Origin of the sequence: Klebsiella sp. KP20-425-1, assembly GCF_025813515.1 — a bacterium.
Classification (GTDB): Bacteria; Pseudomonadota; Gammaproteobacteria; order Enterobacterales; family Enterobacteriaceae; genus Klebsiella; species Klebsiella pneumoniae.
The window spans coordinates 3,269,179-3,284,698 of sequence record NZ_CP109614.1; the positions used below are offsets into that span (position 1 = coordinate 3,269,179).

Annotated in this window: 19 protein-coding genes; 13 read left to right on the top strand and 6 right to left on the bottom strand. The window is 60.1% G+C overall.

The genetic code is table 11. The annotated features are described in order from the left end of the window. The first annotated feature begins 143 nt into the window (after positions 1-143). From rutA to rutG, 7 genes are read left to right on the top strand one after another with little or no spacing between them, the layout of a single operon-like run. Complete coding sequence (rutA, locus tag OHJ17_RS16235; protein WP_004179293.1) at positions 144-1,235, top strand: pyrimidine utilization protein A; 1,092 nt, start codon at positions 144-146, stop codon at positions 1,233-1,235. Next, a complete protein-coding gene (gene rutB / locus OHJ17_RS16240; RefSeq protein WP_004176609.1) occupies positions 1,235-1,945 on the top strand; it encodes a pyrimidine utilization protein B in 711 nt (236 codons plus the stop codon). The genes rutA and rutB overlap by 1 nt, the downstream gene beginning before the upstream one ends. Beyond that, complete coding sequence (rutC, locus tag OHJ17_RS16245) at positions 1,938-2,330, top strand: pyrimidine utilization protein C (protein WP_002898877.1); 393 nt, start codon at positions 1,938-1,940, stop codon at positions 2,328-2,330. Before rutB ends, rutC begins: the two co-directional genes overlap by 8 nt. Continuing rightward, positions 2,327-3,130 (top strand): pyrimidine utilization protein D, encoded by an 804-nt coding sequence (gene rutD / locus OHJ17_RS16250; protein ID WP_032432874.1) that lies wholly within the window; start codon positions 2,327-2,329, stop codon positions 3,128-3,130. Before rutC ends, rutD begins: the two co-directional genes overlap by 4 nt. Next, positions 3,127-3,717, top strand: coding sequence for a malonic semialdehyde reductase (locus tag OHJ17_RS16255; protein ID WP_002898814.1), 591 nt, complete (start codon positions 3,127-3,129; stop codon positions 3,715-3,717). The genes rutD and OHJ17_RS16255 overlap by 4 nt, the downstream gene beginning before the upstream one ends. A 10-nt stretch (positions 3,718-3,727) precedes the next feature. Then, on the top strand, positions 3,728-4,222 hold the full coding sequence (rutF, locus tag OHJ17_RS16260) for an NADH-dependent FMN reductase RutF (RefSeq protein WP_002898812.1): 495 nt from the start codon (positions 3,728-3,730) through the stop codon (positions 4,220-4,222). A gap of 21 nt (positions 4,223-4,243) precedes the next feature. Beyond that, entirely contained in the window at positions 4,244-5,566 is a 1,323-nt protein-coding gene (gene rutG, locus OHJ17_RS16265; RefSeq protein WP_004211313.1) for a pyrimidine utilization transport protein G, read from the top strand. 599 nt (positions 5,567-6,165) lie between these two features. Here the strand turns inward: rutG and OHJ17_RS16270 are convergent. Together OHJ17_RS16270 and OHJ17_RS16275 are read right to left on the bottom strand one after the other, a co-directional pair. After that, positions 6,166-7,104, bottom strand: coding sequence for a DMT family transporter (locus OHJ17_RS16270; RefSeq protein ID WP_004183619.1), 939 nt, complete (start codon positions 7,102-7,104; stop codon positions 6,166-6,168). 162 nt (positions 7,105-7,266) lie between these two features. Continuing rightward, complete coding sequence (locus OHJ17_RS16275; RefSeq protein WP_002898708.1) at positions 7,267-7,440, bottom strand: con-10 family general stress protein; 174 nt, start codon at positions 7,438-7,440, stop codon at positions 7,267-7,269. A gap of 87 nt (positions 7,441-7,527) precedes the next feature. Between OHJ17_RS16275 and OHJ17_RS16280 the strand changes: the two genes are divergently transcribed. The 3 genes from OHJ17_RS16280 to OHJ17_RS16290 all read left to right on the top strand — a co-directional run bounded on the left by OHJ17_RS16280 (position 7,528) and on the right by OHJ17_RS16290 (position 8,720). After that, positions 7,528-7,659 (top strand): hypothetical protein, encoded by a 132-nt coding sequence (locus OHJ17_RS16280; protein WP_004224058.1) that lies wholly within the window; start codon positions 7,528-7,530, stop codon positions 7,657-7,659. Positions 7,660-7,875: 216 nt separating this feature from the next. Beyond that, positions 7,876-8,472, top strand: a complete 597-nt coding sequence (wrbA, locus tag OHJ17_RS16285) for an NAD(P)H:quinone oxidoreductase (RefSeq protein ID WP_032427942.1) — start codon at positions 7,876-7,878, stop codon at positions 8,470-8,472. Between the two features lie 20 nt (positions 8,473-8,492). After that, a complete protein-coding gene (locus tag OHJ17_RS16290; protein ID WP_002898701.1) occupies positions 8,493-8,720 on the top strand; it encodes a YccJ family protein in 228 nt (75 codons plus the stop codon). Between the two features lie 68 nt (positions 8,721-8,788). On the opposite strand, the gene agp is transcribed toward OHJ17_RS16290, so the two are convergent. After that, positions 8,789-10,036, bottom strand: a complete 1,248-nt coding sequence (agp, locus tag OHJ17_RS16295; RefSeq protein WP_032432872.1) for a bifunctional glucose-1-phosphatase/inositol phosphatase — start codon at positions 10,034-10,036, stop codon at positions 8,789-8,791. 152 nt (positions 10,037-10,188) lie between these two features. On the opposite strand from agp, the gene OHJ17_RS16300 reads away from it, so the two are divergent. Both OHJ17_RS16300 and OHJ17_RS16305 read left to right on the top strand, forming a co-directional pair. Then, positions 10,189-10,638, top strand: coding sequence for a winged helix-turn-helix transcriptional regulator (locus tag OHJ17_RS16300; RefSeq protein WP_004141456.1), 450 nt, complete (start codon positions 10,189-10,191; stop codon positions 10,636-10,638). Positions 10,639-10,753: 115 nt separating this feature from the next. Further along, positions 10,754-11,542 (top strand): SDR family NAD(P)-dependent oxidoreductase, encoded by a 789-nt coding sequence (locus tag OHJ17_RS16305; RefSeq protein WP_004214503.1) that lies wholly within the window; start codon positions 10,754-10,756, stop codon positions 11,540-11,542. Positions 11,543-11,562: 20 nt separating this feature from the next. On the opposite strand, the gene OHJ17_RS16310 is transcribed toward OHJ17_RS16305, so the two are convergent. Further along, positions 11,563-11,784 carry a hypothetical protein gene (locus OHJ17_RS16310; protein ID WP_002898602.1) on the bottom strand — a complete coding sequence of 74 codons (222 nt, stop codon included), beginning with the start codon at positions 11,782-11,784 and terminating at the stop codon, positions 11,563-11,565. Positions 11,785-12,040: 256 nt separating this feature from the next. Here OHJ17_RS16310 and OHJ17_RS16315 point away from each other — a divergent pair, with 256 nt between their 5' ends. Next, a complete protein-coding gene (locus tag OHJ17_RS16315) occupies positions 12,041-12,163 on the top strand; it encodes a small membrane protein (RefSeq protein ID WP_002898600.1) in 123 nt (40 codons plus the stop codon). 118 nt (positions 12,164-12,281) lie between these two features. Here the strand turns inward: OHJ17_RS16315 and OHJ17_RS16320 are convergent, their stop codons facing one another. Further along, a complete protein-coding gene (locus OHJ17_RS16320) occupies positions 12,282-13,673 on the bottom strand; it encodes an APC family permease (RefSeq protein WP_004141463.1) in 1,392 nt (463 codons plus the stop codon). Positions 13,674-14,026: 353 nt separating this feature from the next. Next, positions 14,027-15,448: a glutamine synthetase family protein gene (locus OHJ17_RS16325; RefSeq protein WP_002898595.1), complete on the bottom strand. Its 1,422-nt coding sequence runs from the start codon at positions 15,446-15,448 to the stop codon at positions 14,027-14,029. Positions 15,449-15,520: the final 72 nt, after the last annotated feature.

A 15,520-nucleotide genomic window follows, 5' to 3' on the forward strand; every position in this document is an offset into this window, starting at 1 on the left:
GCAACTCAAAAGTAACACATTAATAACATTAGCATTTATAAAACTGGCATCGCCTTTGCTTTACCTTTTCTGCGAGGTGGTCCAGGGAGAGGCAGGATGCCGCACCATCGCAACCCATCTTCCATGACTGCAGAGAGGTAGGTATGAAAATTGGTGTTTTCGTTCCCATTGGCAACAACGGCTGGCTGATCTCCACCCATGCCCCGCAGTATATGCCGACCTTTGAACTGAATAAGGCCATCGTGCAGAAGGCCGAGCACTACCATTTCGACTTCGCGCTCTCCATGATCAAACTGCGCGGCTTCGGCGGGAAAACTGAATTCTGGGATCACAACCTGGAGTCCTTCACCCTGATGGCCGGCCTGGCCGCGGTGACCTCGAAGATCCAGATCTACGCCACCGCCGCCACCCTGACGCTGCCGCCGGCGATTGTCGCCCGGATGGCCTCCACTATCGACTCCATCTCCGGCGGCCGGTTTGGCGTCAATCTGGTAACCGGCTGGCAAAAACCGGAATATGACCAGATGGGCATGTGGCCGGGAGATGACTATTTCGCCAGCCGCTATGACTATCTCACCGAATACGTCCAGGTGCTCCGTGACCTGTGGGGCACCGGGCGCAGCGATTTCAAAGGCGACTACTTCACCATGAACGACTGCCGTGTCAGCCCGCGCCCGTCGCAGCCGATGAAGGTGATCTGCGCCGGGCAGAGCGATGCCGGGATGGCCTTCTCCGCCCAGCATGCGGACTACAACTTTTGCTTTGGCAAAGGGGTCAACACGCCAACGGCCTTTGCCCCGACCGCCGCACGCATGATGCAGGCGGCGGAAAAAACCGGCCGCGACGTGGGGTCCTATGTGCTGTTCATGGTGATCGCCGACGAAACCGACGAGGCGGCGCGCGCCAAATGGGAACATTACAAAGCGGGCGCCGATGAAGAAGCGCTAGCGTGGCTCACCGAGCAGAGTCAGAAAGATACCCGCTCCGGCAGCGATACCAACGTGCGCCAGATGGCCGACCCCACCTCGGCGGTCAACATTAACATGGGCACCCTGGTCGGATCGTATGCCAGCGTCGCCCGTATGCTTGATGAAGTAGCGAGCGTGCCCGGCACCGACGGCGTGCTGCTGACTTTTGATGATTTTCTTGCCGGCATTGACGCCTTTGGCGAACGCATTCAGCCGCTGATGCGCTGCCGGAACCACATTGCTTCTGTTACCCGTGAGGTGGCCTGATGATTACCCTTCCCGCTCGCCCGGAATCCCTGACCTTCGCGCCGCAGCAGAGCGCGCTGATTGTGGTCGATATGCAGAACGCCTACGCCAGCCAGGGCGGTTATCTGGATCTCGCCGGCTTTGACGTCTCCGCTACCCGGCCGGTTATCGACAATATTAATACCGCCGTCGCCGCCGCTCGCGCCGCGGGTATGTTGATTATCTGGTTCCAGAATGGCTGGGATGATCAGTATGTTGAAGCCGGCGGCCCGGGCTCGCCGAACTATCACAAATCCAACGCGCTGAAAACGATGCGTCAGCGTCCGGAGCTGCAGGGCAAGCTGCTGGCGAAAGGCGGCTGGGATTATCAGCTGGTGGACGAGCTGACGCCGCAGGAAGGCGATATCGTGTTGCCGAAACCGCGCTACAGCGGCTTCTTTAACACCCCGCTCGACAGCATTTTGCGCAGCCGCGGCATACGCCACCTGGTGTTCACCGGGATCGCCACCAACGTCTGCGTCGAATCGACGCTGCGCGATGGCTTCTTTCTCGAATACTTCGGCATCGTGCTGGAGGATGCCACCCATCAGGCCGGCCCGGCCTTCGCCCAGCAGGCGGCGCTGTTCAATATTGAAACCTTTTTCGGCTGGGTCAGCGACGTTGAGAGCTTCTGCCACGCGCTGTCCCCCGCCGCCCCGCTGGCTTTAGCCAAGGAGAAACGTTATGCCTAAACAGGTGATTATTCCGCCAGGCACCACCGCGCCGATTGCCCCCTTTGTTCCGGGGACGCTCGCCGACGGGGTGGTCTACGTCTCGGGCACCCTGCCGTTTGATAAGCAAAACAATGTGGTGCACATCGGCGACCCAAAGGCGCAAACCCGCCACGTGCTGGAGACCATCAGGAGCGTTATCGAAACGGCGGGCGGGAGTATGGCGGATGTGACTTTCAACAGCATCTTTATCACCGACTGGACAAATTACGCCGCGATTAACGAGGTCTACGCCGAGTTCTTCCCCGGCGATAAACCGGCGCGCTTCTGCATTCAGTGCGGACTGGTGAAGCCCGATGCGCTGGTGGAAATCGCCAGCGTCGCCCATATCGGTACCCCGACATGATGAGGCTCAATATTGCTCCGGCTCCGTGGCCCGGCGCGCCGGTGGTGGTCCTCAGCGCCGGTCTGGGCGGGGGCGGCGGCTACTGGCTGGCGCAGCGCGCGGCGCTGGAGGAACAGTATCAGCTGGTGAGTTATGACCATAACGGGACCGGGGAGAACGCCGGTCCGCTGCCCGCCGACTACAGCCTGGCGACGATGGCCGGGGAGCTGTTCAGCGCTCTGCAAGCGGCGGGGATCGCCCGCTTCGCGCTGGTGGGCCACGCCCTGGGGGCGCTGATTGGCCTGCAGCTGGCGCTCGATCGCCCCGAGGCGGTGAGCGCCCTGGCGCTGGTCAACGGCTGGCTGTCGCTGTCGCCGCATACCCGCCGCTGCTTCCAGGTGCGCGAGCGTCTGCTGCATGCCGGCGGCGCGCAGGCGTGGGTCGAAGCGCAGCCGCTATTTCTCTACCCGGCGGAATGGATGGCCGCGCGCCTGCCGCGCCTCGAAGCGGAAGATGCGCTTGCCATCAGCCATTTTCAGGGCAAAGAGAATCTGCTGAAGCGGCTGCAGGCCCTGAAGCAGGCTGATTTTTCACGCCGTGCGTCGGCCATCGCCTGCCCGACTCTGATTATCAGCGCCGCTGACGACCTGCTGGTCCCCGCCTCCTGCTCCCGCGTGCTGCAGACGGCGATCCCCGGCAGCCAGCTCGTGGAAATGCCGTGGGGCGGCCATGCCTGTAACGTCACCGACGCCGATACCTTTAATACCATTTTACGCGACGGGCTGTCCGCTATGCTGCCGGTCGCCACGGAGACCCGATGAACGACGCGATAAACCACACGGCCTGCGAGACGCTGTTTACCCAGGCCCGGACCCACAACGGCTGGCTGGATAAGCCGGTGAGCGATGCGCAGCTGCAGGCCGTCTGGGACCTGATGAAAATGGGGCCGACTTCCGCCAACTGTTCGCCAGCGCGCATCGTGTTCGTGCGCAGCGCGGAAGGCAAAGAGAAACTTCGCCCGACGCTCTCCAGCGGCAATCTGCAGAAAACCATGCAGGCGCCGGTGACCGCCATCGTGGCGTGGGATAGCGCCTTCTACGACCGGCTGCCGACCCTGTTTCCCCACGGTGACGCCCGCAGCTGGTTTACCTCCAGCCCGCAGCTGGCGGAAGAGACCGCGTTTCGCAACAGCTCCCTGCAGGCGGCGTATCTGATTTTTGCCTGCCGGGCGCTGGGCCTCGACACCGGGCCAATGTCCGGTTTTGACCGGGAAAAAGTCGACGCGGCATTTTTTGCCGACAACGGCTGGAAAAGCAATCTACTGGTGAATATCGGCTATGGTGACCCCGGCAAGCTGTACGGCCGCCTGCCGCGCCTGTCCTTTGATGAAGCCTGCCTGCTGGCATAAGGAGTTTACGATGGAGTTAACGGACAAAGCGAGTTTCCGTGACGCCATGGCCCACGTCGGCGCCGCGGTTAACATTATTACCACCGATGGCCCGGCGGGCCGGGCGGGGTTCACCGCCAGCGCGGTCTGCAGCGTTACCGACACGCCGCCGACCCTGCTGGTCTGCCTGAACCGCTCGGCTTCGGTGTGGCCGGTGTTCAGCGAACACCACACGCTGTGCGTCAATACCCTGGCGGCCGGACAGGAGACCCTGTCGACGCTGTTTGGCGGTAAAACGGCAATGGACGAGCGTTTTGCCGCCGCCGACTGGCAGACCGGCGCCACCGGCTGTCCGCGGCTGGAGGCGGCTCTGGTCAGCTTTGACTGCCGCATCGACCAGCGCGTCAGCGTCGGGACGCACGACATTCTGTTTTGTCACGTCGTGGCCATTACCCGTCACCCGGAGCCCCGGGGACTGATGTGGTTTGACCGCGGCTATCACACGCTTATGCGACCCGCTTGTTAACCTTTAACCCGGGATATCATCATGGCACTCTTCGATTTTCCTCGCTGGAAGCTGACCTCTCCTGCCGCCGAATCCGGCGTTGTCGCCCCCGATGAACGCTTGTCGGCCGGGCAAACGCTGGTGATGGGCGTGCAGCACGCCGTTGCGATGTTCGGCGCGACGGTGCTGATGCCGTTGTTGATGGGGCTCGACCCGAACCTGTCTATTCTGATGTCGGGCGTCGGCACCCTGCTGTTCTTTGTCGTCACCGGCGGACGGGTGCCGAGCTATCTCGGCTCCAGCGCCGCTTTTGTCGGGGTGGTGATCGCCATTACCGGCTTTAACGGCCAGGGGCTGAACCCTCATCTGAGCGTCGCCCTTGGCGGGATCATCGCCTGCGGGCTGGTCTACACCCTGATTGGTCTGGTGGTGATGAAGATCGGCACCCGCTGGATCGAGCGCCTGATGCCGCCGGTGGTGACCGGCGCGGTGGTGATGGCTATCGGCCTGAACCTGGCGCCGATTGCCGTGCGCAGCGTCTCCGCCAGCGCCTTCGACAGCTGGATGGCGGTGTTAACTGTGCTCTGCATCGGCATAGTGGCGGTATTTACCCGCGGGATGCTGCAGCGACTGCTGATCCTGGTCGGCCTGATCGTCGCCTGCGCGCTGTACGCCCTGCTGGCTAACGGCCTGGGCCTTGGCAAACCGCTGGACTTCTCCCCCCTCGCCCAGGCGGCGTGGTTCGGGCTGCCGCACTTTACCACCCCATCCTTTAACGGCCAGGCGATGATGTTGATTGCGCCGGTCGCGGTGATCCTGGTGGCCGAGAACCTCGGGCACCTGAAGGCCGTCGCCGGGATGACCGGGCGCAATATGGACCCGTACATGGGGCGCGCCTTCGTCGGCGACGGGCTGGCGACCATGCTCTCCGGTTCGGTGGGCGGCAGCGGGGTCACCACCTATGCGGAGAACATCGGCGTCATGGCGGTGACCAAGGTCTACTCAACGCTGGTGTTTGTCGCCGCGGCGCTGATTGCCATGCTGTTGGGTTTCTCGCCGAAGTTCGGCGCATTAATCCACACCATTCCCGGGCCGGTGATCGGCGGCGCCTCGATCGTGGTATTTGGCTTAATTGCCGTCGCCGGGGCGCGGATCTGGGTGCAAAACCGGGTGGATCTGAGTCAAAACAGCAATTTGATCATGGTGTCGGTGACCCTGGTGCTGGGCGCCGGCGATTTCGCGCTGTCGCTGGGCGGCTTTACGCTGGGCGGGATTGGCACGGCCACCTTCGGGGCGATCCTGCTGCACGCGCTGCTTCATCGCGGGACGCGCGAGGCGAAGGAGGCCAGGGTAACGCCGGTGTAAGCCACATTAGCGCGGCGTTGGCGCAGGGAGCGGTGTGGGCCTGGGTGGTGTGATCCTGTAGGCCGGATAAGGCATTTATGCCGCCATCCGGCACCACCACGGGCACGGAACCTGACCGCCCGGCGGCGCTGCGCTTGCCGGGCCTGGGGACTGCCACGGCCTTTCGGGAATGTCTCAGCGATTTTGAGGCCGTCAGCACCGGCAGTTTCAGCAAGAAAGGTGAATAAATTAACGGCAGGTCGTACGAACGCAGGCCGGGTAAGGCGCAGCCGCCACCCGGCATAAAAGCGACGCCGTGCCTAGAGCCATCGCCCGGCGGCGCTGCGCTTGCGCGGGCCTGGAGACTGCCACGGCCTTTCGGGAATGTCTCAGCGATTTTGAGGCCGTCAGCACCGGCAGTTTCAGCAAGAAAGGTGAATAAATTAACGGCAGGTCGTACGAACGTAGGCCGGGTAAGGCGCAGCCGCCACCCGGCATAAAAGCGACGCCGTGCCTGATGCCATCGCCCGGCGGCGCTGCGCTGGCACGGGCCTGGAGACAATCAGAGCCGGACGAATACCAGCCAGGATAAGCGCCGCTGTCGGGTCAGAAGGAAAATATTATGGCTCGCGGCGATCGGCCAGGTCCGTGAGCGGCTGCGCATCGTCGTTTGTGGAAACCTGCGGCGGCGACTTGCGCTTCCACTTCAGCTCGCTCACCAGCACCCCCGCGAGGATCAAAACGCAGCCGAGCAGGGCCAGCAGCGGCAGACGCTCACCGGCCAGCCGGCCAAAAATACCGGCCCATACCGGTTCACCGGTATAAATAAGGGTGGCCCGCGTCGGCGAGACGCTGCGCTGCGCCCAGTTCATGGTCACCTGAATGATCGCGCTGAAAATCCCCAGCCCCAGCGCGACGCCGAGCAGGGCCGGCGTCAACGACGGCACCGATTCACCCGCCGGCTTCATGGCGGCGAAAGCCACCAGCGACGCGGTCGCCAGCTGCACCACCGTCACCCGGCGGACATCGACTTTTCCGGCCCAGGCGCTGATAAGGATAATCTCCGCCGCGATCGCCACCGCGCTTGCCAGAGTGATCATCTCCCCCACGCCAAGCGCCAGCAGATTATTTTCCGGCCCGGCCAGCAGAATTAAACCAATAAAGGCCAGCACAATCCCCACGCAGGACATCACCCCCGGCATACGTCCCAGGCACAGCCACTGCAGCAGCGGCACCAGCGGCACATACATCGCGGTGATAAAGGCAGATTTACTGCTGGAGATGGTCTGTAGTCCCCAGGTCTGCAGGCCATACCCCAGCGCAATCGCCACGCCAATCGCTACCCCGGCCTTCACCTCCAGCCACGTCAGACCGCGCAGAGTGCGCAGCGAAAGCAGGCCCACCGCCAGCGCGGCGGTCGCAAAACGCAAACCGACAAAAAACAGCGGCCCGCTGAGGCTCACCGCGTACTGTACGGCAAGGAACGTCCCTCCCCAGAACATGGTGATCATGATAAGGAGCGCTTCCTGGCGGCTAACGGAGAATTTTAACGAAGACATAAGACAGCCATGACGATTAACGGGCGACCAGTGTGCAATCCGCCCGGCGGGAGCGCAACCACCGACAGATAAAAAAACCGCCGGCAGATGCCGGCGGCGAGGGCGATGCGGTTGGGTCGGGGAGATTAACACCGCATCAAAGAGAACAGTGCGAGTCGCGCGTTAACTTTCACGACTACCATGACTGTTTTTACCCCCTTTTTTGCCAGCCTCTGAGGCGCGCTGAGGGTCATTTTTAAAATTCCCCCCGCTATGCTGGCCACCTTTACGTCCTGCTTCTGATGCTCTTTCACGGTCTTCGGCAAAGTTGCCGGAACCGCCACGATGGTTTGCCATTACTGACCTCCATTAGGTTAGACATCATAGTGCATTACGCGGGAGCGGCGACGCCGCTGTCCTGCCGCGTATCTATAAGGTTAGTGAATGACTGCGGCTGACGGCGGCGAATGTAATATCCAGAAACAAAGCCGGGCGAAAAAAGCTTCCTCGCGCCGCGAACAGCTCCTAACCGACTCTGCTGGCGAAGAAAAAATAGTCAGCAAAAATGTATCCTGATGCTACATCCTCGCCGCAGCGGCCAAAATAGCAGGCGCAACGCTTCCTCCTTCACTTCCTTTCAGGCCGCGCGGTGCAAGGAAAAGTAAATAACGCTTTGTCATTTTGTTATAAATCAAACAAATGCCCGTTGGATTTGCACTCTCCGGCGGAGGCTTTATCTTTAAAGGTACCAGCTATTTTGCTGGCTTATAATGCAACCGAGGAGTGATGGAAATGGCTAAAATTCTGGTGCTTTATTATTCCATGTATGGACACATTGAAACCATGGCTCACGCCGTCGCCGATGGGGCGAACCGGGTGGACGGCGTTGAGGTGGTTGTGAAGCGCGTGCCGGAAACCATGCAGGCTGAAGCATTCGCCAAAGCAGGCGGGAAAGCGCAAAACGCGCCCGTCGCCACGCCGCAGGAGCTGGCAGAGTATGACGCCATCATCTTTGGTACCCCGACGCGCTTCGGCAACATGTCCGGTCAGATGCGTACTTTCCTCGATCAAACCGGCGGTCTGTGGGCGTCCGGCGCTCTGTATGGCAAAATCGCCAGCGTATTTAGCTCAACCGGTACCGGCGGCGGCCAGGAACAAACCATTACCTCGACCTGGACGACGCTGGCCCACCACGGCATGATCATCGTCCCGATCGGCTATGGCGCCCAGGAGCTATTCGACATCTCCCAGGTACGCGGCGGTACCCCTTATGGCGCAACCACCATCGCCGGCGGCGACGGCTCGCGGCAGCCGAGCGAGGAAGAGTTAGCCATCGCCCGCTATCAGGGTGAACATGTCGCCAAACTGGCCGTTAAACTGCACGGCTAATCTTCTGCAGGAGGAGCACTATGCCAACTCAAGAAGCAAAAGCACATCGCGTCGGCGAATGGGCAAGTTTACGTAACACCTCACCGGAAATTGCCGAGGCGATTTTCGAAGTCGCCCACTACGATGAGAAACTGGCGGAGCAAATCTGGGAGGAAGGCAGCGACGAAGTGCTGGCGCTGGCCTTTGCCAAAACCGATAAAGACAGCCTGTTCTGGGGCGAACAGACGATTGAGCGTAAAAACGTCTAGGAGGTTTATCCCCACCTGGGCTCATCCTAACCTGCTAAAAAAACCCGGAGTGCTCCGGGTTTTTTTCGTTATTTCGCCGCCTCGTTGATCACCTTTTTAAAGGTCTCCAGCGGGCAGAATCCCTGGTCATCAACCGGACAGCCGTTAAGCGCCAGAGTGACCCGCTGCGGCGGGGCCTGCAGGGTTAACGCGTCGGCGTTACGCAGTTGCTCGGTACTTTGATAGACATACTCAATCTTCATCAGATCGCGATTGCCGGCGCTGTCATGCCAGCGCTGAAACAGCAGTTTGCCGCCGATAGGAGTGCGCTCATACTGGCCGGGCAGTTGATAGGGCTTAAAGTCCAGGGCGGTGAGCAGCGAAGCGATATTCGAGTCGTGTCCCACCAGCAGCGTGACTTTCGCCTTGCTGGCTCCCTCGCCCACCAGCGCGTTATCGATATATTTAACCAGCGGTTTGGCGACGTTTTGCGCCACCGCCACCGAGGTAAACAGACTATCCTGATAGCCATTTTTCAGCTTCGACAGCACTTGCCACTGCTTATCGCTGGCGATCTCCCCCCACGCCACCTGATCTTTCGGGAAGCCTTCATAATATTGCAGGGTGAAGGCGTCTACCAGCGAGTTGCCCACCTTCAACGGTCCGGACACTCCCGGCTCCTGCTGATAACCGGCGCTAAAGGTATCTTTACCCTCGCTCAGGGAACAGACCTTCTTCTCTTTGCAGGAGGGCGAGTTGCGGTAATCGATCATCGTCTCCAGCAGCTTGTAGCTCTCGGTCAACTGCATTCCCTGGCGCTCTTTTTCCATCGCCTGCAGCGCTTTCTCGCGAAACACCGGGGAGTCGTCGGTAATAACCGGGTTGAAGGTCGGGTCCATGGTGCCCATCTGCGGCTGGTGATGCACCGGGATGCCGCAGCCCGGGAACGCGCCGGTGATAAAGAACTGCGCGGTGGCGACGGTGCGCTGCAGGCTGTTAGCGTAGGCATAAACCGCGTTTTCCGGCGGGCACTCGCCGCTGGTCACCAGCTTCTGCTGCGCCAGCCATTCGCGCATATAGTGGCCCATATACACCTCCAGCACACCGCCTTTGGTGGTCAGCTGGCCGCCCGGCACATCCCACTGCGGCCAGGCCTTGGCGGTGGACTGCTCCAGCACGCTGCCGTTATTGGCCAACGGCGCACGCAGGTTGTGACGACTCATGATCAGCACCTGCTGCAGCTGATACCCCTCCGGGGCGGCCGTGTCCTGCGCCTGAGCGCCAGCGGATAACATCACCGCGCCGGCAACGGCGGCGGCAAGTAGACGTTTTTTCATCCCTTCATCCTTAGTCATTTATTATCATCGCGTTAATTGTGCCGGATTTATGACATTTTTCCTGGTAATCGCTCGCAAACTTAGACCGTAGCCGGAAATTTCCCCTGCCGGGCAAAGAGTTTTATAATGAAACAATTAACCTGGAGGCTTTCGTGAAACGTACCCGTCTGGAAAACAGCTGTTGCCCTATCGCCCGCTCCCTCGACGTTATCGGCGACTGGTGGTCGCTGCTGATCGTCCGCGATGCTCTGCGCGGGGTGCGCCGTTTTAGCGAATTCCAGAAAAACCTCGGTATCGCCAAAAACATGCTCGCCGGGCGGCTGAAAATGCTGGTGGATGAAGGCATCCTGCGCCTGCAGCCGGCCTCCGACGGCAGCGCCTGGCAGGAGTATGTCCTGACCGATAAGGGCCGTGCCCTGCAGACGGTGCTGGTCGCCCTCTCCCAGTGGGCAGACGACTATCTGTTCGATCCTGACGAACCGGCGACCCGGCTCATTGACCGCCAGCAGCGCCAGCCCCTGCGTAAGCTGGTCCTGCAGGCGGCGGATGGCCGTGAGCTGGCCCCGGCGGACATCACCATCGCTATCCCGCTGAACGACTAAACGCTGCCCGCGACAGGCAAAAATGAAAAAGTCCTGGCAAAATGGTTGCATTATTAAACCTAATATCTCATGCTGAATTTGGTTTAATAATGCAACCTTTTACGAGGCATTTCTCATGACCCAACCATCGCACACAGCTTTTATCACCGGCGCGTCCTCAGGTATCGGCGCGATCTATGCCGAACGACTCGCCGCCCGCGGCTACAACCTGATCCTCGCCGCCCGTCGTGAAGACCGTCTGCAGGCGCTCGCCGACCAGCTGCAGGCGCGCTACGCCATCCAGGCAAGCATCCTCAAAGCCGATCTTAGCGAAGAGCACGGGATTGCCGCCGTAGAGCAGCGTCTGCAGCAGGATCCCGCCATCGACCTGTTCATTAACAACGCCGGCACCGCGAAATTGGCGGGTTTTCTCGCCAGTACGCCACGCGAGCACCAGGCGATTCATACGCTCAACACCACCGCGCTGCTGCGTCTGAGCTATGCCGCGCTGGCCGCTTTCACCCCACGACGCCGGGGGACGCTGATCAATATTGCCTCTATCCTCGCGCTGCATACGCTGCCGGGCAGCGCAGTCTACAGCGCCAGCAAAGCCTGGGTGTTGAGCTTCACCCGCGGCCTGCAGGAGGAGTTTGCCGACAGCGGCGTGCGTATTCAGGCGGTATTGCCGGCGGCGACCGCTACCGATCTGTGGCCGACCTCCGGCGTGGCGCTGGACGCTCTGCCCAGCGGCACGGTAATGACTACCGAGGATCTGGTTGACGCCGCTCTCAGGGGGCTGGAGATGGGGGAACAGGTCACCTTACCACCGGTTCATGACCTGGGACTGTGGGAGACTTTTGAGCAGTCCAGAGTGGCGCTGTTTACCAGCGCGCGAACCGGACAGCCTGCGCCGCGGTATCGATAAGCGGCACCGTGCGGCGGGCGCTACTCCGGTAGCGGAACCGCCGTCAGGGTACAGATCGCCTCGTGCTCGCCGCCGCGGCGATCGGTAATCACCACCTTATCGCCCGCCTTTTTGCCTTCACACGGCTTGAGGACCTGCTCCACGATCCGCTCGCGGCTCGCCTGACGTTCACTTTCAGCCTGACTGGCGAAGGCAGACAGCGCCAACGCTACGCCCAGCAGGCTGAGGGTTTTCTTATACATGACTGACTCTCAGATCGTTCTTATTCGCGGTCAGCGTAACTCGCTGTAGGCCGCACTTCTGTAAAATCACTTAACGGAGTGTTACGCCATTTCAGGTGAAACCCAGGCGGTCACATCCCTGCGGGAAATATTTTATCACAACCCCGCCGCCGGATATTCTCGCGATGAGGCGTCATCTTTCAGACATATCCCGATGTTATCTTCACACAGAGCCCTGTATCTTTTTCCCTTTCCAAACAGAATATTAGGTTGGTCTATGTCGGGTCTTATTCTCTTTATCGTCGCGGTGGCGCTGCTGGGCGTCGCCATCTACAGCCTGGTGTCGTACCTCAAAGAGCGGCGCGCCAGTCAGTTACCTGTCCATAAAAAGAAGAAATAATACCTTCCGTTCCCCACCGTTTTCTGCTGATTTCTTTACCGTCCTGTACTGTCCCTTACCGAAGCCAACACGAAGGCAGGCCTGCGGGCCTGCCTTCGTTCAGTTTATGCCTCAGAACCTATGACTCCCAGGCCTGCTCCGCTTTAGCGGCATCAAACTGCGGCGGCGGTTTGCGGAAGCGTCGGGTCAGATAAGTCAGGTACAGCAGACCAAGCGCCGCCCACACCAGGCCGAGCGTCAGGGAGGTGGCCTCGAGATTGATCCACAATACCCCGACCGTCAACGCCCCGACCATCGGCAGCAGCAGATAATGCAGTCGATCCTTCCAGGTTTTGTTATACCCCTTGCGCCGCCAGAAGTGGTTGAACACCGACAGGTTAACGAAGGTGAAGGCCACCAGCGCACCGAAATTAATCAACGCGGTGGCGGTCACCAGGTCGAAGAACAGCGCCGACAGCGCAACGATGCCCACCATAATCACGTTCAGCGCCGGGGTACGCCATTTCGGATGCACATAGCCAAAAATGCGCTCCGGGAAGACGTTGTCGCGGCCCATCACGTACAGCAGACGGGAGACGCTGGCATGGGAGGCCAGGCCGGACGCCAGGGTGTTAACAAAGGTGGTGCACAGGAAAATCGACTGGAACAGCTTGCCGCCCACGTACAGCGCAATCTCCGGCAGCGCGGCATCGGGGTCTTTAAAGCGATGAATATCCGGGAAGAACAGCTGCATAAAGAACGACGCGACGATAAAGATAATGCCGCCGTACATCGCGGTGAGAAAAATTGCCTTCGGGATCACCCGCGCGGCGTCAGGGGTCTCTTCCGACAGGGTGGTCACCGCGTCGAAACCGAGAAACGAGAAGCAGACAATGGTCGCGCCGGTAATAATCGGGATCAAATGCGCATTCTGGCTGATAAACGGCTGCAGCGACCAGACGGTACCCACCCCCTCGCCTTTATGCAGCCCCTGCACCACCAGAATGACAAACACCACCATGATCGAAATCTGCACCAGCACGAACAGGGTATTGAAGTTGGCCACCAGGTTAACGCTTTTCAGGTTCGCGGCGGTCAGAATAGCGACAAAGGTCACTACCCACACCCACGGCGGCACTTCGGGGAACAAGGCCGAGAGATAGATCTTCGCCAGCAGGACGTTGATCATCGGCAGAAACAGATAATCCAGCAGCGACGACCAACCGACCATAAAGCCGACGTGCGGACTGATGGATTTTTGCGCGTAGGTATAGGCGGAACCGGCTTCCGGAAACTGACGCACCAGTTTGCCGTAGCTGATGGCGGTGAACAGCACGCCAGCCAGCGCCAACAGATAAGACGCCGGAACGTGGCCATTGCTGATGCCGGAGACGATGCCGAAGGTATCAAACACCGTCATTGGCGTCAGATAGGCCAGCCCCATCATCACCACTTGCCAGAGTTTGAGGGATTTACGCAGACGCGGTCTGCCCGCCTGAGCGGCGTTATGCGCCGGAGGATTAATAGCCATCGCCCATACCCCCCTTGCTGTTAACAGTTTGCGGGCCCAACGTCCGCGTGACAAACCTGCTTAGCAAAGGGGTAAGGCATAGATAAAAGGGTAAGACGGACCGGTAAGCGGTAGCTGGCTGGCATCCAATGCGGCCTGAGCGGCCTCCCTCTCCCTGCGGATATTTGAACATCTGCATCATCTCATTTCCTCGTCACACACTGTGTCGTTAACTGAAGCCCCGTTGCCGCCTGCGCTCCTTAACGCGACATCCGGGAAATGGCTGGGCTCCCAGCAAAAACGTCGGCCAGGCTCCGCTCAGGCCGTATGATGCTACTGATTACCAAACTTATGGGCCCCTCGCGGGGCGACCATCAGGCGTTTTTCAACATCCACTCAATTTCGGTTTCTGTGATAAGACGCTCAAACTGCAGTAATTCATCATGCTTACAGGCATGGAAAACATGGCAGAAACGCTCGCCGAGGCGCTCACGCAAGTGATCGTTCTGCATAAACTCCCACAGCGCATCGCTCTGGCGGATCGGGAATGGCAGGCCCTCTTGTTCCAGACCGTTACCTTCCACCTCTTCCTGTAAAGGCAGCTGGGGGTTATCCAGCCCGTGCAGAATGCCGGCAAAAATCGCCGCCATCACCAGATACGGGTTGGCGTCCGCCCCCGCGACGCGATACTCCACGCGGTGGTTCTGCCGCTCGCCGCACGGAATACGCAGCGCGACGGTGCGGTTGTTATGCCCCCACGAAGCCTGCGTCGGGACGTACATCCCCGGCTGGAAGCGGCGATACGAGTTCACGTTCGGCGCCAGCAGCGCCATCGAGGCCGGCATCAGATCGATCATCCCGGCCAGCGCGCGTTTGAGCAGCGCAGAGTCTTCCCCATCGCCGTCCACCAGCACGTTTTCCCCTTTATTGTTCAGCATGCTGATGTGGATATGCATCCCACTGCCGGCATGCTCTTCATAAGGCTTCGCCATAAAAGTGGCGTGCATCTTATGCTTCTCCGCCATCAAACGCACGAGACGTTTTAACGCCAGCGCATCATCGCAGGCGTCCAGCACGTTATCGGTATGGTGAAGGTTGATTTCAAACTGGCCCGGCGAGGCTTCCGCCACCGCGCCATCGGCGGGGATCAGCTGCAGTTTGGCCAGCTCGTCGATGTCGTTGAGCACGTCGGCGAAGTGGTTAAGGTTATCGACCGAGTAGACCTGGCTTTGGGTGTTGCGATCGTCGGTGCCCGGCGCACACGGCGGCTGCAGGTAGCCTTCGGCATCGCGTTTGCGGTCCAGTAAATAGAACTCCAGCTCTACCGCTACCACGGGGAACAGCCCGCGCTGGCGCAACTGCTGCCAGAGGCGGTTGAGTACGTTCCGCGGCTCAACGTCAAAGGGAGCGCCATCTTCATCAACCATGGTTAGCTGTACCTGGGCTATCGATTGTGGGTCAGCCGCCGAAGGGGTTAAGGTGCCGGGTACCGGGATGCAGCTGCGATCCGGCTCGCCCATCTCCTGGCCCAGACCGGCCTCTTCCACCACATTGCCGAGAATATCCATCGCAAACACCGAGGCCGGGAAATAACAACCTTTCTCCAGTTTGCTCAGGCCGGCAACCGGGATGCGCTTGCCGCGGAAGCAGCCGTTCAGGTCAGTGAGGAGGACATCGACATACTGGGTATCAGGGTAGGTTTCGAGGTAGCGCTTCACTTCTTTCGCGAACGCGCTAACCCGTCTCTCTTCCGTTTGCTGAACAAAATTCTCAACTTCTACGATATTGGTTTCCATGATTCACCGCCGTTGGTTGGGTTTCGGTCCTGCACTCAGACCGTTAAATATAATGTCCACCCCATCGACTGT

What these genes read in the sequence shown, in the direction of transcription:
- rutA (WP_004179293.1), top strand. Translation starts at nt 144, where the DNA reads ATGAAAATTGGTGTTTTCGTTCCCATTGGCAACAACGGCTGGCTGATC.
- rutB (WP_004176609.1), top strand. Translation starts at nt 1,235, where the DNA reads ATGATTACCCTTCCCGCTCGCCCGGAATCCCTGACCTTCGCGCCGCAG.
- rutC (WP_002898877.1), top strand. Translation starts at nt 1,938, where the DNA reads ATGCCTAAACAGGTGATTATTCCGCCAGGCACCACCGCGCCGATTGCC.
- rutD (WP_032432874.1), top strand. Translation starts at nt 2,327, where the DNA reads ATGATGAGGCTCAATATTGCTCCGGCTCCGTGGCCCGGCGCGCCGGTG.
- OHJ17_RS16255 (WP_002898814.1), top strand. Translation starts at nt 3,127, where the DNA reads ATGAACGACGCGATAAACCACACGGCCTGCGAGACGCTGTTTACCCAG.
- rutF (WP_002898812.1), top strand. Translation starts at nt 3,728, where the DNA reads ATGGAGTTAACGGACAAAGCGAGTTTCCGTGACGCCATGGCCCACGTC.
- rutG (WP_004211313.1), top strand. Translation starts at nt 4,244, where the DNA reads ATGGCACTCTTCGATTTTCCTCGCTGGAAGCTGACCTCTCCTGCCGCC.
- OHJ17_RS16270 (WP_004183619.1), bottom strand. Translation starts at nt 7,104, where the DNA reads ATGTCTTCGTTAAAATTCTCCGTTAGCCGCCAGGAAGCGCTCCTTATC.
- OHJ17_RS16275 (WP_002898708.1), bottom strand. Translation starts at nt 7,440, where the DNA reads ATGGCAAACCATCGTGGCGGTTCCGGCAACTTTGCCGAAGACCGTGAA.
- OHJ17_RS16280 (WP_004224058.1), top strand. Translation starts at nt 7,528, where the DNA reads ATGACTGCGGCTGACGGCGGCGAATGTAATATCCAGAAACAAAGCCGG.
- wrbA (WP_032427942.1), top strand. Translation starts at nt 7,876, where the DNA reads ATGGCTAAAATTCTGGTGCTTTATTATTCCATGTATGGACACATTGAA.
- OHJ17_RS16290 (WP_002898701.1), top strand. Translation starts at nt 8,493, where the DNA reads ATGCCAACTCAAGAAGCAAAAGCACATCGCGTCGGCGAATGGGCAAGT.
- agp (WP_032432872.1), bottom strand. Translation starts at nt 10,036, where the DNA reads ATGAAAAAACGTCTACTTGCCGCCGCCGTTGCCGGCGCGGTGATGTTA.
- OHJ17_RS16305 (WP_004214503.1), top strand. Translation starts at nt 10,754, where the DNA reads ATGACCCAACCATCGCACACAGCTTTTATCACCGGCGCGTCCTCAGGT.
- OHJ17_RS16310 (WP_002898602.1), bottom strand. Translation starts at nt 11,784, where the DNA reads ATGTATAAGAAAACCCTCAGCCTGCTGGGCGTAGCGTTGGCGCTGTCT.
- OHJ17_RS16315 (WP_002898600.1), top strand. Translation starts at nt 12,041, where the DNA reads ATGTCGGGTCTTATTCTCTTTATCGTCGCGGTGGCGCTGCTGGGCGTC.
- OHJ17_RS16320 (WP_004141463.1), bottom strand. Translation starts at nt 13,673, where the DNA reads ATGGCTATTAATCCTCCGGCGCATAACGCCGCTCAGGCGGGCAGACCG.
- OHJ17_RS16325 (WP_002898595.1), bottom strand. Translation starts at nt 15,448, where the DNA reads ATGGAAACCAATATCGTAGAAGTTGAGAATTTTGTTCAGCAAACGGAA.